Source organism: Methanomicrobium sp. W14 (genome assembly GCF_017875315.1).
Classification (GTDB): Archaea; Halobacteriota; Methanomicrobia; order Methanomicrobiales; family Methanomicrobiaceae; genus Methanomicrobium.
Window position 1 is genome coordinate 850,852 of sequence record NZ_JAGGMM010000001.1, and the last position, 15,337, is coordinate 866,188.

The 15,337-nt window shown below is 40.0% G+C and carries 15 protein-coding genes; all 15 read left to right on the top strand.

The window, feature by feature from the left end:
• Nucleotides 1-351 precede the first annotated feature (351 nt).
• Nucleotides 352-951: an archaellin/type IV pilin N-terminal domain-containing protein gene (locus tag J2128_RS04525; RefSeq protein WP_209689911.1), complete on the top strand. Its 600-nt coding sequence runs from the start codon at nt 352-354 to the stop codon at nt 949-951.
• Between the two features lie 13 nt (nt 952-964).
• Nucleotides 965-1,573 (top strand): archaellin/type IV pilin N-terminal domain-containing protein, encoded by a 609-nt coding sequence (locus tag J2128_RS04530; RefSeq protein ID WP_209689912.1) that lies wholly within the window; start codon nt 965-967, stop codon nt 1,571-1,573.
• 35 nt (nt 1,574-1,608) lie between these two features.
• Nucleotides 1,609-2,250 (top strand): flagellin, encoded by a 642-nt coding sequence (locus tag J2128_RS04535; RefSeq protein WP_209689913.1) that lies wholly within the window; start codon nt 1,609-1,611, stop codon nt 2,248-2,250.
• A gap of 116 nt (nt 2,251-2,366) precedes the next feature.
• The gene (locus J2128_RS04540; protein WP_209689914.1) at nt 2,367-3,209 is read left to right on the top strand and encodes a hypothetical protein; all 843 of its coding nucleotides are present in this window, start codon (nt 2,367-2,369) and stop codon (nt 3,207-3,209) included.
• 34 nt (nt 3,210-3,243) lie between these two features.
• A complete protein-coding gene (locus J2128_RS04545; RefSeq protein ID WP_209689915.1) occupies nt 3,244-3,741 on the top strand; it encodes a flagellin in 498 nt (165 codons plus the stop codon).
• Nucleotide 3,742: 1 nt separating this feature from the next.
• Complete coding sequence (locus J2128_RS04550; RefSeq protein WP_209689916.1) at nt 3,743-4,225, top strand: hypothetical protein; 483 nt, start codon at nt 3,743-3,745, stop codon at nt 4,223-4,225.
• 66 nt (nt 4,226-4,291) lie between these two features.
• Entirely contained in the window at nt 4,292-5,035 is a 744-nt protein-coding gene (locus tag J2128_RS04555) for an ATPase domain-containing protein (protein ID WP_209689917.1), read from the top strand.
• A 19-nt stretch (nt 5,036-5,054) separates the two neighbouring features.
• Nucleotides 5,055-6,917: a type II/IV secretion system ATPase subunit gene (locus tag J2128_RS04560; RefSeq protein WP_209689918.1), complete on the top strand. Its 1,863-nt coding sequence runs from the start codon at nt 5,055-5,057 to the stop codon at nt 6,915-6,917.
• Between the two features lie 9 nt (nt 6,918-6,926).
• Nucleotides 6,927-8,525, top strand: a complete 1,599-nt coding sequence (flaJ, locus tag J2128_RS04565) for an archaellar assembly protein FlaJ (RefSeq protein WP_209689919.1) — start codon at nt 6,927-6,929, stop codon at nt 8,523-8,525.
• Nucleotides 8,525-9,964, top strand: a complete 1,440-nt coding sequence (locus J2128_RS04570; RefSeq protein WP_209689920.1) for a hypothetical protein — start codon at nt 8,525-8,527, stop codon at nt 9,962-9,964. Before flaJ ends, J2128_RS04570 begins: the two co-directional genes overlap by 1 nt.
• A gap of 18 nt (nt 9,965-9,982) precedes the next feature.
• On the top strand, nt 9,983-10,777 hold the full coding sequence (locus tag J2128_RS04575; protein WP_209689921.1) for a CheF family chemotaxis protein: 795 nt from the start codon (nt 9,983-9,985) through the stop codon (nt 10,775-10,777).
• Nucleotides 10,778-10,914: 137 nt separating this feature from the next.
• Nucleotides 10,915-11,277 (top strand): response regulator, encoded by a 363-nt coding sequence (locus J2128_RS04580; RefSeq protein WP_209689922.1) that lies wholly within the window; start codon nt 10,915-10,917, stop codon nt 11,275-11,277.
• A 2-nt stretch (nt 11,278-11,279) separates the two neighbouring features.
• Nucleotides 11,280-12,302 (top strand): chemotaxis-specific protein-glutamate methyltransferase CheB, encoded by a 1,023-nt coding sequence (gene cheB, locus J2128_RS04585; protein WP_209689923.1) that lies wholly within the window; start codon nt 11,280-11,282, stop codon nt 12,300-12,302.
• A gap of 7 nt (nt 12,303-12,309) precedes the next feature.
• On the top strand, nt 12,310-14,688 hold the full coding sequence (locus tag J2128_RS04590; RefSeq protein WP_209689924.1) for an Hpt domain-containing protein: 2,379 nt from the start codon (nt 12,310-12,312) through the stop codon (nt 14,686-14,688).
• A 20-nt stretch (nt 14,689-14,708) separates the two neighbouring features.
• A complete protein-coding gene (locus J2128_RS04595) occupies nt 14,709-15,323 on the top strand; it encodes a chemotaxis protein CheC (RefSeq protein WP_209689925.1) in 615 nt (204 codons plus the stop codon).
• Nucleotides 15,324-15,337 lie beyond the last annotated feature (14 nt).

Genomic DNA, 15,337 nt, shown 5'->3' on the forward strand with positions numbered 1-15,337 from the left:
TTGCAATGAATAAATTACTTTAAAAAATCACTCATTTTTCATAACACTATTTTAATTTGAAAAAAATATTATAGCGCCGGGAGGTACACCGGATTCACAAAATATGGAAAAATATGCGATGACATTTGAATGATAATAAAAAAATGAAATAATTACTCTCTTTTATCAAAATATCGAAATAAAATTTCGTGAATTTCATACGTATTCCTATAATACGTCTAACGTACTCATGACAAATAAATAAAATTTTTAAACAATGCCCATGTTAAATACTACTGATAGAGGTTGGAGGGATCCAATACTCTCTCATAAGGAAATGTTAATGAAAATAATATAATTGGAGGAATTGTAATGCTAAAAATAAACACAGAAGAAGGTTTTACAGGCCTTGAGGCTGCAATTGTACTGATTGCATTCGTAGTTGTGGCAGCAGTTTTCTCATACGTTGTATTGGGAGCTGGTTTCTTCACGACACAGAAAGCACAGCAGGTAGTCTATTCAAGTGTAGACCAGGCTAGTTCAAGCGTAGAAGTTCTGGGTAATGTATACGGTATCGGTGATGACGGAGACAGTTCAGTCAATATTGATCAGATCAGGTTTTCGGTCGGGCTTACAGCAGGTGGTTCACCTGTTGATTTCAGCCAGACAACAATTGCATTCAGCAATGCTGATAACGTAAGCAAACTGGAAAGACAGGCTGATATAGTTACAGGGGATTCGGAACCGAAAAACGTCAACCCAGGAAACTGGTCAGTTGTACTTGCAAAGAACAACAAGAGCGATGATCTTCTCCTCGAAAACGAAGAGCATTTTGTTATTGTAGCAAACCCACTAGACAATATCTCTTCAAACCAGGATTTCACTCTTGATCTGCGCCCGGCTGTAGGGACATCCTACACAATTGCAAGGTCGGCACCTGCAAGGATTCAGGGGATAAACACACTCTACTAAGGAGATGAGAAGAATGGCTAAATTATTCAAATCAGAAGAAGGTTTTACCGGTCTTGAGGCTGCAATTGTCTTGATTGCATTCGTTGTCGTAGCCGCAGTTTTCTCGTACGTTGTATTGGGAGCAGGTTTCTTCACGACACAGAAAGCACAGCAGGTAGTCTACTCAAGTGTTGACATGGCTTCATCAAGCCTTGAAGTTCTCGGTGACGTATACGGTAACGGTACAAACTCATACATTGATGGTGTAAGATTTGTAGTAGGACTTACCTCGGGAGGGTCATCAGTTGACTTTGCAAACACAAACCTTGTATTCACAAACACAACAGCTATCGTTGATCTTATAAATTCATCAAAAATCTCAAGTTCAGGAAGCGTAATCGACACACTGTCAGATCTTCAGGGTGGCGCCCCGAACACTTGGGGTATTATTGACATAGCAAACGGTGATGACGGCGCACTTCTTGAAAATGAAGAGCAGTTTACTATCTATGCAAAACTTGACTCCACCGCAGTGGCACCAAATGAGGAGTTCACCATTGAAGTCAAGCCTCCGGAGGGAACAACCTATGCAATAAAGCGTGGTGCTCCTGCAAAGATAGAAAAGGTCAATATCCTATACTAAATTTTTTTTAACGCCAGACCAAGGAAGTGATACGAATGGTTATAGACACAGGCAGTTTTGAGTTTCTTGGACTTGATTTAGAGGCATTTACGGGTCTTGAAGCTGCTATCGTATTGATTGCCTTTGTTGTGACGGCTTCAATATTCTCATACGTTATACTTGGTGCAGGCTTCTTTGCAACGCAAAAGGCACAAGACGTCGTATATACAAGTGTAGGGCAGACATCATCAAGTATTGAAGTAATGGGTGATGTTTATGGGAATAGCACAACAGTCGGAGGAGTTGATGCAAAAATGGACGGGTTAAGGTTTGTGCTTGGCCTTACAGCCGGCGGTTCGCCAGTTGACTTTGCATCAACGACGATGACTTTCTCAACAGACGAAGACGTTACAAAAATTAATAATGTAACGGCAATCAAAAGTACTTCAACAAACGTAGTTGTCGACAAAAGCTCAATAGGAGCTAATGAATGGGGAATTATTGATATAGCAAACGGAGACAAAGGCGCACTTCTCGAAAACCAGGAGCAGTTCACAATTTATGTGCATCTGGATTCTGGCAATGAGATTGCACGAAACAAAGAATTCAGCCTTGAGGTAAGACCTGCAAAAGGCTCTTCCTATGGTATAAAACGTAAGGCTCCTTCAAAGATTGATAAAGTAAATGTTCTATATTAATCAGGCAATTACTAAATTTAAAAAATATATCCTTTTTTTTAGCGCGGAATGATTCGCATATCAAATAAAATTCATTAAACAGTATTTTAAATACTGAGAGAGAAATAAATATAATCATGGCTATAAACCAGTCGCAGGTTGACCATATTATAAGCGCAGCATCAGCCGACGATCCGGAAGTAAAGCTTCAAAACCTTCAGGATGAAGTTGATCTCCTCAAAAAATCCGTTAAAAAACTGCTAATTGATCTAAGGGAGAGACTCAACGAAACAGAAAATCCGTTTATCGTTTCGAATTCACTGCCGCAGGCAGGACTTCCTCCGGTTCTGTCAGAAGAACATGAACCTGATGAAAATGAAACACAAGGCAAAAATGAGACTGTTCCGGAAGTCACTCCTGCTCCTGATGATACATTGTCTGACATTGAGGTATTTCCAGAAAATAATCCTGACGATAGTATCAACCAGAATTACCCTGTCCCAGCCGACAAGAATTCAATGATGCTTCTTAAAAAGCAAATAGAAGATATAGAAAAAAATGCAAAAGAAATTCCTGTTGATACAAAACAAAAGGACAGACCCAGACTCCAAAAACTCCACAGACTCTTTGAATGGGTAAGCAGGATGGTAAAAAAATACGGTCAGGACAGACTTCTTATAATGACAGAATCATACAAGGCTATGGGATATATAAACGAAACAGCCTGTGACCAGGTAAAGGAGATTTCAAAACTTATGCCTGAAACCATAGGAGACTTCCACGAAATAAGCTCTGAAGAATTTGTAGCTGAACTTTATGTTCTGAACAGAATTCTCTTTCCTGAAGACTCATCACTTGACAGGGAAATGATCGAAGTCATGATGGATAAAAGAGAGATCTCTGAAAAAGAGACTTCAGACAAAAAAACAGGGGAAAATACATCAGAAGACGACTGGATAGACCTGCTCGAAAAAGTGTAGACCTGCTAAAAGACTTATTAATACTTTATATAACATGTCAAGTGAAACATTTGCAACAGCAATTTTTCTTATAACTGCGATCGTAGCTGCGGCGGTACTTGTAAATGCTTTTTTCCCGATAATATTCCAGGCAACATCCACTTTTTCCGAATCGTCAAATTCAGCGGACGAACGTCTCAGAACGGATATAACAATTATCAACAACTATGCTGCAAGTCCTGACGCAAAAATCTGGATAAAAAATATAGGTTCTTCGAAAATCGGCACAAATATGATAAATTCATCAGATCTTTTTATAGGAGCCGAAGGGGACTTTGATTTAATGACACTTGACAATTCAGGGACTCTGAGTGACGGAGAGTGGAGCTACAAAATAATCAATAACACAAATGACTACTTAGACCCTCATGAGACCCTTGAAATAACAGTTAAGAGTAGCAAAATACCTGGGAACTCCGGCAACTATGTGTACTTCAGCTTTACCCTTTCAAACGGAGTAAGCATATCCAAAACATTTACGACGAGTGGTTAAATTGGGAAGTGCAACAATTATTGCAACGGCATTTGCTCTGATTCTTCTGATTATAACCGCCTATTTTCTTGTTGCAGTGGTTTTGACAACAGCTGAAGTTGTTTCTGTTGCCCAGCAGGATAAAGTAAACCTGCAGGACTTGCGACTTAGAACATCCATAGACATAAGCAACATATCGGTGAATGAATCATCCAGCCTGCTGTATATCGAAATTCTAAATGACGGTAATGCAGAGATTTCAGAATATAAATACTGGGACATATACACAGGAAACAATTCTGCTCTTGCCCCGCTGCACTACATGACAGGAAACAGTTCAGGAGAATGGAGCATCATCTTAATCAAACCCGATATCCTCAACCCCGGCATTCTTGATCCTCAGGAAACAATAAACGTCTCCGTACAATATCCCGGACAAAAACCCCTGTGGGTACAGGTGACAACTCCCAACGGAGTGTCGGCATCATCATATGTCAATACATAAAAATAATCTCCATTCAGCAAGTGATCGGATAAGTCAGATTAAAACTAAAAAAAAGTGAGACCTGAAATGTACGAAGAAGAAGAAAATCTTGGAGACCTGATAGGTGGAGAAGATAGAAAAATACTCTCCACAGGAAATAATGAAATAGACAAAAAACTGGCTGACGGACTGCCTCTCGGGTCACTCACCCTTATAGAAGGTGAAAACGATACCGGAAAAAGCGTAATGACTCAGCAGATCATATGGGGTGCAATGAAGGCAAGTCTTAACGTAGAACTCTTTACGTCTGAAAACACTGCAAAAAGTTTTCTTTCCCAGATGGAGTCAATGAGCCTTGACATCTCAGATTACTTTGCATGGGGATACCTGAAAATATTTCCCATGCATACAATTGGTTTTGAGTGGGGTGAAACTGAGATGCAGGGAATTCTCAAAAGACTTATAAATAAAATGCAGAACAGCAAAGCCGAAGTGATTGTAGTAGACTCTCTTACACTTCTGACCGAATCAACATCACAAAGCGATCTTCTGGCGTTTTTGACAAACTGCAAAAATCTCGTGGATCATGGCAAAACTATCCTGATAACTCTTCACACATATGCATTTGAAGAGGACACACTTGTAAGAATTAGATCAATCTGTGATGCACACCTGTTTATGAAAAAAGCCCTTGTAGGTGACAAATACGTCATGGTAATGGAGGTCATAAAAGTAAGAGGAGCAAGAAAAACGACAGGAAATGTCGTTTCATTTGAAGTCCACCCGGGATATGGCATGAAAATTATTCCAATGTCAACTGCAAGAGTCTAAAGGAGAGACATGATAAAATATGGGATCATCTCTAAGTGCTAACATAAATCTTCCTTTTCAGCCGGAGGAGCTTGATGAGGATGAAGATATCTATTCAAACTATGAATCCTCTGCCCTTTACAGAATGCTTCCTGCAAATGCAAAGGAATACGTAGCTCAAAGTCCTCATCTTCTTGAATACCTTCAGATGTTTCCGGTCAACCTCTATGGAATCCCGCTTTTTTTCTCTGAACTCAAAAGAGACTTAAAAAGTATGGAAAACCCAAATGTCATATACCCTGTAAATGAATTCACATTTATCCACATATTCCCGGACCAGGACGATGTAAGAAACTATTACATTCCAATAGAGCCCTCATTTCTTCATTCTGTCTCAGATGCAATGCCTTTGATAGAGAAAAAACTTATAGATCTTATTGATGTTCTGGAAGAAGACCCTGTTACAGAGGAAGAAAGGAAAGAAGTTCTGAAAAGGGTATTAAAAGAAGTAGTCTACATAAAAAAACCTGAAGAGTCCTATGCATCCCTTACTGGTGAGACAGATGGAAATACAGGAGTAAAAGATAAAATTGTCCACTTCCTGAATACTGATTTTACCGCAAAAAAAGAGACTACAGAACTTGCAGGAAGCAAAATTCCACAGACAGAGGACGGAAGAGTCATCCTCACTCTGGCAGAGTACCGCTCTATTGAGTATCTATTAATAAGAGACAAAATAGAGATGGGCATATTAAACCCGTTTCTTGCAGACCCTTACAACGAAGATATAACGTGCGACGGGGTCGGCCCTATATTTGTAGAGCATAAGATCTTTAAAGGACTTAAATCTGCGGTTGGATTTAAATATTCTGAGGAGATAGACAATTTTGTAATAAAACTGGCTGAACGCATCAAAAAGCCGATAACTTTCAGAAATCCTATAGTTGATGCTACCCTTCCTGACGGTTCGCGTATAAACATAGTTTACGGAACAGAAATTTCAAAGAACGGAAGCAATTTTACCATCCGTAAATTTTCAGAAGAACCTGCAAGTATACTTCAGCTTATTGAGTGGAAGACCACGGACTATATGGTTGCAGGGTACCTCTGGATCTGCATCGAATTCGGAATGTCACTTTTTGTAAGCGGAGAAACTGCAAGTGGAAAAACAACAACTCTCAACGCCATAACCACTTTTATTGCACCGGAAAGCAAAATAGTGACAATTGAGGATACACCGGAACTGACGGTTCCTCACAAAAACTGGACAAGACAGGTCTCAAAGGGAAAAGGAAAAGGTGAAGGCGAAGGCAGTGACATAACAATGTTTGATCTACTTCGTGCAGCTCTTCGTCAGCGTCCAAATTACATTCTTGTCGGTGAAATACGTGGTTCTGAAGGAGCTGTCGCATTCGGTGCAATGCAGACCGGACACCCTGTAATGAGCACATTTCACGCTGCATCGGTGGAAAAACTTATTCAGCGTCTCTGCAGTGAACCTATCAATATTCCTATGACACACGTCGATAACCTAAACCTTGTAATTATACAGAGTGCAGTGAGAAGACCTTCAGGTGATACGGTAAGGCGCATGCTAAGTATAAATGAACTTGTTGGTTACGATCCCGATACTCACGGATTCTCATTTGTGGCAGTATTTGTATGGAATCCTGTTACGGACGAATTTGACTTTCCCGGAAGAGGCAGCAGCTACATTCTTGAGTCAAAGATTGCAACCTTACTTGGTGTTCCTGAAAATAAGAGGTCTGAGATGTATTTTGAAGTGGAAAAACGTGCAAAAATTCTTCAAAGGCTTCATAAAGCAGGATATACCGGATTTTGGGATTTATACCACATGACAACCAAGGTAAAAAAGCAGGGCTTACTAAAAATTGAATTTTAGGCGTATTTTATGTTTGAATCTCAGGTCAACAGTCTCAGGGAAAAAAACGGCGGAAAACTTCCTTTTGAAGATCTGCTAAAAAAAATAAAAACCAAAATTACTGACATTCGTGAGAATAAAAAAATGGGACCGGACCTCCTTTTCATGATTACTTACATGGCATCAATAACACATGCCAACGTATCACGTCCTGAGATTTTTGCCTATACCGCAGAAAGAAAAGAATACCTGCCGACAAAGTATATGAAAAGAGTTGAATGCTTTGTCAAAAGATGGAACTACAGCTATTCCGAGGGTCTTAGGATAGTTGCAGACAGGGTAAGAAATCCTCTTATTGAAAGTCTTTTAAACCGTTTCGGAAATTCAATAGAGGCAGGAATCCCGGATCACGAATTCCTTAACGAAGAACTTGGAACGGTAAGAAACGTCTACCGCAGTACAGTTGATCAGGGAGCTGAAATGCTCAAAAAGTGGGGAGATGCGTACATTGCCCTTATGCTTTCATCCACAATTGTAGCAATCATCATAATGGTTTCAGTAGCAATTTATGCACCTGATGATCTTGATGCTACACTTAATTCTGCATATCTCCTGACAATCGGTGTTTCAGCATTCGGTATAATTACGATGTACAAATCAATTCCGGACGAGCAGAAGTGCCACAATCTTCCAGAAGGAGGGAGCTACGAGCAGAACATGATAAAAAAATTTGAACGCATCATCGTTCCTATTACATTATTTACATGTTTTTTTATGGCCTTTGCCGGACTGAACTTTGGTCTTATATGCATTCTTTTTGGAGTACTTTTAGCACCTCTTGGAATCTTCGGCTGGAAAGACGATCAGAACATCACAAAAAGAGACGAGGATTTTACAACATTCATCCGTGGACTGGGTTCTATCATGGGCGGCATGGGCATGACAGCCGCTCCGGCAATTGCAAAAGTTGACAGGAAATCATTAAAGGTTTTGGGTCATTTTATCGATTCGGTTTACTCCAAAATGAACATAGGTCTGGATGAAGTCATGGTCTGGAAAAAGTTTATCCAAGATACCGGAAGCAACCTAATATACAAATATCTTGGAATTTACCATGATTCTGTAGAACTTGGAGCTGACCCTGCAGAAGTTGCCCACATCGTAAGCACTTCAATGCTTGAACAAAATCTCCTGCGTGAGAAAAGGGAAATGCTTGCAATGGGTTTTATTGTGCTCCTTATACCGATGCACATGGCAATGATTGCAATTTTCGCATTTCTTTTTCATATTCTCATGAAAATGGCAAATGCAATACATGAGGTTATGTCAACTTTCAGTAACACCGCAGCCGCACTGAGCTCAAGCACAACATCAATAAGCGGTTCAATGCTGGGAGCAATAAACATTTTTGCAAATTTCCCAGCAGATAAAATGGAAGAATTCCTTATCATAACTCTTCTTATAATAACTATCTCAAACGTACTTGCAGGAAGAATTGTAAAAGGCGGGGATCGCTATATGTACTACTTTTTCGGTAGTGTTTTATTTCTATTGACCGGAATAATATATATTGTAACTCCGGTTTTGGTTAATATCCTGTTTACGATACCTACATTTGAGGCGGTATAATGACAGAAATTAGCGACACAAAAAGACGACTCATAATGATGCTGACAATCATTCTGGCAGGCACGGCTATTACATTTATGGACTTAAGTCCTGTACTTGTTATAACCGCCACCCTCGGAGTAGGCATAGTCATGCTATTTGCCATGAAGATGATCTCTGTCAGTGAATTAAAAAAGGACATTCTTAACCTTAAAAACAAACTTCACCAGCCCATAGAGATTAAAAAGAAAAAATCAAAAAATATTGATAATGATACTCCGGAAAAGAAGAATGTAAAAGAAAAACAGGTACAAAAGTCCAAAGATAAAGGAAAAGGTTCATTTTTTGCATCATTCAGCAGCAAAATTTCAGGAATCCTGCCCAAAAAAAATACCGTAACAAAAGATGGTTCTTCCGGAAAAGAGAATCAGGAATCAACTAAAAAATCTGGCAAAAATTCATTGTTCTCCCATATACCCTCTTTAAAGGGGATTTTTGGAAGAAAAAAAGCAGTCGAAAAAAAGACAAAGAAAATCGATGATCTGGTAGATAAAACCATAAAGGGAGAATTCCCTTTACAGGATAACAATCAGGATGAGGATACAGCTAAAAAGGCAGGCCAAAATCAGGGCAAAAATAATGATAACAAGAATAGAAACATTTCTGATGATCAGATAAATGATGATGACCTTTCCGATCTGGACAGTCTCGATCTCGGTCTTGATGAAGAAGAAGTTTCTGAAACAGAAAGTCCTGAAAAAGTTAACTTTGAGGAAGAAATTCCTGAATCCACTATTGCAGAAATCCTTGCAAATGAGGGAATCGAACTCGAAATGGACGATGAGGAGTTCCCCAACGTTGAAAATAGCAGCTCTGATGAAGAGGATTCCAAGAATGACACTGCATTATCAACAGATGAGCTTGACGAGCTCAATGAAGACATTTCCGGTCTTGATCTCGACAACGGGGAACTTGAAGAGTTTGATGACATAGACCTTGATGAGCTTGATGTCGAAACGGATGAAGAGATAGAACTGGATGAGGAAGAACCAGCTGATGAGGTTGAAATAGGAGATTCCGGAATAGAGGATGATGAAACTGTTAAGGAAACACCGGAAGAGGATGACATCTTTTCATCACCTCCAAAGGAATGGACACAGACAAAAACCTTCGGAGGTCTGGATTCAGGCGAAAACATTTTTGAAGAGCCTATGTCTCTTTCCATGGGTGGAAATGTTGACGAAGACGATCTGTTTGCAATGCTTAAGTCAGATACAAAGAAAGCTGTATCTGTACAGGAGTTCAGCCTTGTCCGCGATCTTAAGGATGCAAAAATAGAAAGTGAAGAACTTGTCGAGGACCTTGAAAACATTCTGGAGAAATTTGGTGTCCAAAAAGAGATAAAGTCAGAGAAAACAAAGTTAACTGACAAAACGGACATAAACAAGAATAATTCATGATATGAGGTATTATTTGATATGACGCAGCTTCCGGTTAAACTTGAACAAAAAGGGAAATGGATCTCACTAAAAATTAACTTAGAGGAGGATAAAATAACTATCCCTGGGCCTGTTTCAGTTGATATAAAGATTAAGGACATAGACGATCTTGAAGAGAAAAAAAGCATTCTTGTTATAAATACCAAAAAAAGTGAAAAAATAAAACTTGCATCCATTCCAAAAGTTCTGAATCTGCTGAAACGTGCTGTAATTATGGGATGTACAGCTTACAGGCTCAGTGCATACTTCATGTCTCCGGCAGTAAGAGGAGGTGTAATGGTAAAGAACTCCAAATGGGAGAAAGGTGCTATTGCAGTCCTTAAAACAGGAATATGGTTTGTAAGCAAAGAGCAGCAGATATGTATTCCGTTAAATGAGGTTTCAGGGATTGAAATTACAAAAAGGGAAGTTCAGGGAAGAGAAAGTGATGTAGTCCAGATAGAGCATATTGAATCAGATGAAGTTGTAACAAGCTTTGTATTATGCCCTCTTACAACTCTTCAGATTCTTTTCAACTATCTTAAGGATGCAACAAAAGAGCTTGACGTGTCTTCAGGAGAACTTGACGGTACATCCGCCCAGGTTGCAATGCTCGTGTACAGCGGAATGGACACACACGCAATTGAAAACATGTTGAGCATCTCAAACAAGCAGATTGAGTCTATTTACGACAAACTTATTGAGAAAGGTCTTGTTGAAGTAGTACTTGTCAGAAGAGAAGTTAAGCTGACAACAAAAGGTGTAAGATTCGTAAATGAATCTGTAAAGACATAAAGTCAGCTTTACCTGTTTTATCGCGAAAACCTGAAATAATCAATAATTTTTCGTTTTTTTTGAAAGTTATAACGTTTATTTCGGATTACATTCGATAGCCTTAATAGTCTTCATAAAAGAAGTACTATCGATTCACAATGGGAAGGATCCTTGTTGTAGACGATACAATGTTTATGAGAACCCTTTTGAAAAATATTTTATTCTCCGGTTCGCATGACATTGTAGGAGAAGCTGAAAACGGCGAAGACGCTGTTGAAAAGTACAAGTCACTTAAACCTGATCTTGTTACTATGGATGTTGTAATGCCTAAGATGAACGGCATAGAAGCACTGAAGACTATTATGGCTTCAGACCCCGGTGCAAAAGTTGTAATGTGTACTGCCGTTGGCCAGGAGCAGATGGTGAAGCTTGCAATAAAAACCGGAGCAAAAGGATATATTGTAAAGCCTTTTCAGGCTCCAAAAGTGCTGGAAGAAGTAAATAACGTATTAAGTTCATAAAAATGATCAGAGTTCTGGTTGTTGATGATTCCGTATTTATGCGTACGGTTCTTACCGACATTTTAAAAACAGATCCGTCGCTGGAAATTGTCGGAACGGCTGAAGACGGCATAAAAGCATTACAGAAAATTGAGGAATTATCCCCTGACGTAATCACTCTTGATATTCAGATGCCAAATATGGATGGCATAGAAATGCTTGAGCGTATGCAGTCATTAGAAAATCCCCCAAAAATTTTGATGCTAAGCACTCTCACATCAAAGGATGCCGAACTGACAAAAAAAGCCCTGGATCTTGGTGCAGACGATTTCATGTTAAAACCAAGAAATCTTGGAAAAATCAGGGGAATCGAAAAAGAGCTTATCACAAAGATTAAGCATCTGGTCACAATACCGTCGGTACATAAAAAAACCAAAATAACCGAAGTTCCCGCTGAAAAAATAGTATTAATAGGTTCATCCGCCGGAGGGCCCCCTATGCTGGACTCTATTGTATCATCTTTGAAAGCAGAGATAGATGCAGCTGTTGTAATTACCCAGCATATGCCGGCGGGTTTTACCGCATCTCTTGCTGAAAGACTGAACAGAATTTCTCCCCTTGAAGTTAAAGAAACTGAAAACGGTGATATTCTTCAAAAAGGGAAAATATTCGTTTCAAAAGGCGGTTTTCATACTATAATCTCAGCTACTCTTAACGACTCAGGTAAAAGAGGAGGAAAGATTACTCTTTCAAAATCGCCTCCCGTCCACGCAGTAAGACCTGCCGTAGACAAAACATTCGGCTCAGCCGCAAAGGTGTACGGCCCAAAGATTGTGGCTGCAATTTTAAGCGGTATGGGCAGTGACGGTGGTGAAGGCATGGCTGCAATAAAAGATGCAGGCGGAAAAACGATTGTAGTTAGAGAAGAAGACTGTCTTGTCTACGGAATGGCACGTTCAGCACTTGAAAGAGACTGTGTTGACAGGGTACTGCCTCTAAAATCCATTCCAAGAGAACTTATAAAATCTGTTTCAGATATGGAGTGACCAATATATGTCAGATGAAGATTCATACAGAAAACTTTTTGTTGCTGAATCTACCGAAAATCATGAAAACATTGTAAATAATATTCTGGTGCTTGAAGAAGGCTCAGACGATGCTGCCATAGATGAAATTTTCAGGTCCGCTCACACTCTCAAAGGTATGTCAGCGTCAATGGGATATATGGAAATGGAACATCTCTGCCACAAAATGGAAGATATATTCCAATCTATCAGAAGCGGTGAGATTGAAATATCTCCGGATTTAACCGATCTTCTGCTGGCATGCACAGACAGAATAGAAGAAATGATCGATGACATAGAAGGCGGAGGAGACAGCTCAACAATAGAATCAGGAGACCTCATTGCTGAATTAAAGAAGTACGAGGACAATATAGAGGCAGGGAATGATTCATGCAGCAAAATTGCACTTTCTGGTGAAAAGAATACATCTGACGTACGGAAAAACTCAGGTGAACAGTCCGAAAGTCCCAAAAATTCAGAGATTCTGACAGAACCATGCGATATTCAGGCTCCTGCTATTCCACATATACAAAAATACAGAATTAAAGTTACAGTTGATAAGGACTGCGGAATGAAGGACGTAAGAGCGATGATTGTCCTTCAGAACCTTGAAGATGTAGGAAACATCATCTCAAGCAGCCCCTCTGCAAAAGAGCTTGACGACGGCATAATAGACGACAGCCTTGAAGTTATTATTGAAAGCGACTCAGGCGAGGAAGCACTGAAAAGCGCTGCTTCTGTAACTGAAATCTCAAACGTTGAGATAGAACCTCTTGATGAAAACATTCCTTCAGATTCTCCGGTGTACACCTTAAACATTAAAATATCTCCTGAATGCAACACGAAGGACATAAGGGCCATGATTGTCCTCCAAAACCTTGAAAAGGTGGGTACAATATTATCCTCTTCACCAACTGCCGAAGAGATAGATGCAGGAAATACAGGAGATTCTCTTGAGGTTACAATATCAAGCAATAACTCAAAAAGCGATCTGGTAAAAGCGTCATCAGGCTCAGAAATTAAAGAAGTTTCAATAAAACCGGTTTCCCAGAAAAAAGAAGAGAAGTCAGCTCCTGAAAATAGCTCTCGTCCTTCTGAAAACAAAAAAACGCCGGAAACTTTTAATGACAACGGAAACGACACAAACCCCCAAAAAGATAGTAACAGTCCTGAAAAGAAAGAAGAAAATAAACCTGAAAAAAACAGGCATCCCGATAACAACAGGAAAAAAGAAGTCAAAAACATCAGGGTTGACATCCACCGTCTGGACCAGATGATGAATCTTGTCGAAGACCTTGTAATAAACGGCGGGAGACTTAAACAGATTGCAAAAGAGCACCAGATTAAAGAGATGGATGAAGCTCTTAACATGGTCAGCCGTTCTATATCCGATCTCCAGAACCTGATGATGTACATCAGGATGATACCTCTCAACCAGATATTCAACCGTTTCCCGCGTGTAGTCCGTGATGTAGCGCACCATGACGGAAAGGAAGTCGAATTCATCATGAGAGGAGGGGAGACCGAACTTGACAGAAGTGTTATTGACAACCTTGGAGACCCGCTTTTACATCTCATAAGAAACGGCGTCAATCACGGAATCGAGACTCCTGACGAAAGACTGGCTATGGGTAAAAACAGAAAAGGAACCCTTAACCTTTCTGCAAGAAGAGAGCAGGGAAATGTCATTATTGAACTTTCTGACGACGGTGCAGGCATCAAAAGGGAAAAAGTCCTAAAAACAGCAGTAAAAAGAGGACTCATCTCTGAAGATGATGCTGCAATATACCCTGAAGAGGATATTCCTGGTTTTCTTTTCCAGCCCGGATTTTCGACCGCAGAAGTGATTACTGACATCAGTGGAAGAGGTGTCGGTCTGGATGTGGTCAAAAGCGCAATCGAGTCACTTAAAGGAACGATAAAAGTAGAATCCGAAGAAGGCAAAGGTACAACTTTCAGGCTGACGCTTCCTCCGACAATGGCGATTATTGAGGTAATGATGGTCAGAATTAATGACAAGAGGTGTGCAATACCCATTAACGCCGTTGTCGAAGTCGCCAAAGTTGACTTCAGCCAGGTTACCCGTATAGGCAAGAGCGAAGCAATTCTATTAAGAGACGAAGTTCTTCAAATAAACAGGCTCGATCAGATGTTCGGTCAGGTTAAGGAAACAGGAATTGTGGTTATTGTCCAGTATAAAGGGACAAAATGCTGTATTCCGGTTGACATAGTTGAAGGCCAGCAGGAAGTTGTGGTAAAGCCGGTAAGCAACATTATAGGCAACTGCCCCGGAGTAGGCGGAGTTACAATTCCCGGCGACGGGGACGTTCTCCCTATTCTTGATGTAAATACGATGATTTTAAACTAATATACAGGAGGAACAGGAAAATGATACTAAACGAAAAACAGCTTGACGCCATGAAAGAGCTTGGAAACATAGGGGCATCCCATGCCGCAACATCTCTGTCCACAATGCTTATGTGCGAGATAGAAATGACTGTGCCTGAAGCACTTATAGTTGACATTTCCAAAATATCAGATTATTTTGGAGATGAAATCTCTGCACTTGTGGTTTTTGAAATTCAGGGTGAGCTTCAGCCCGGCGGATATGTAGTTCTCCACCTTCCGAAGAAATCGGCAATCAGGCTTACAAACACAATGCTCGGGTCCAGTGACGAAGAGCGTGAGTTTAATGATATGGATGAGAGTGCCCTTTTGGAAGTAGGAAATATTATGGTTTCGCAATTTCTGGATGCAACAGCAACACTACTCGGGATAGTAATGCTTCCGTCACCTCCTGCAATTGCCATTGATATGGCTCATGCGGCGTTTGCAAATGTTGTTTCCATGATTGCCGGAGACATAAACGAGATTATACTGTTCAGAACAGAATTAAAATCCAAAGCCCACGATATAGACAGCACTATCGTAATGCTTCCCTACGAAGACACTCTCGGGCAGATTCTTGATCTCCTTGACAAGCTTGTAAGCCTGAAAGAATAAACACGAAAATATTT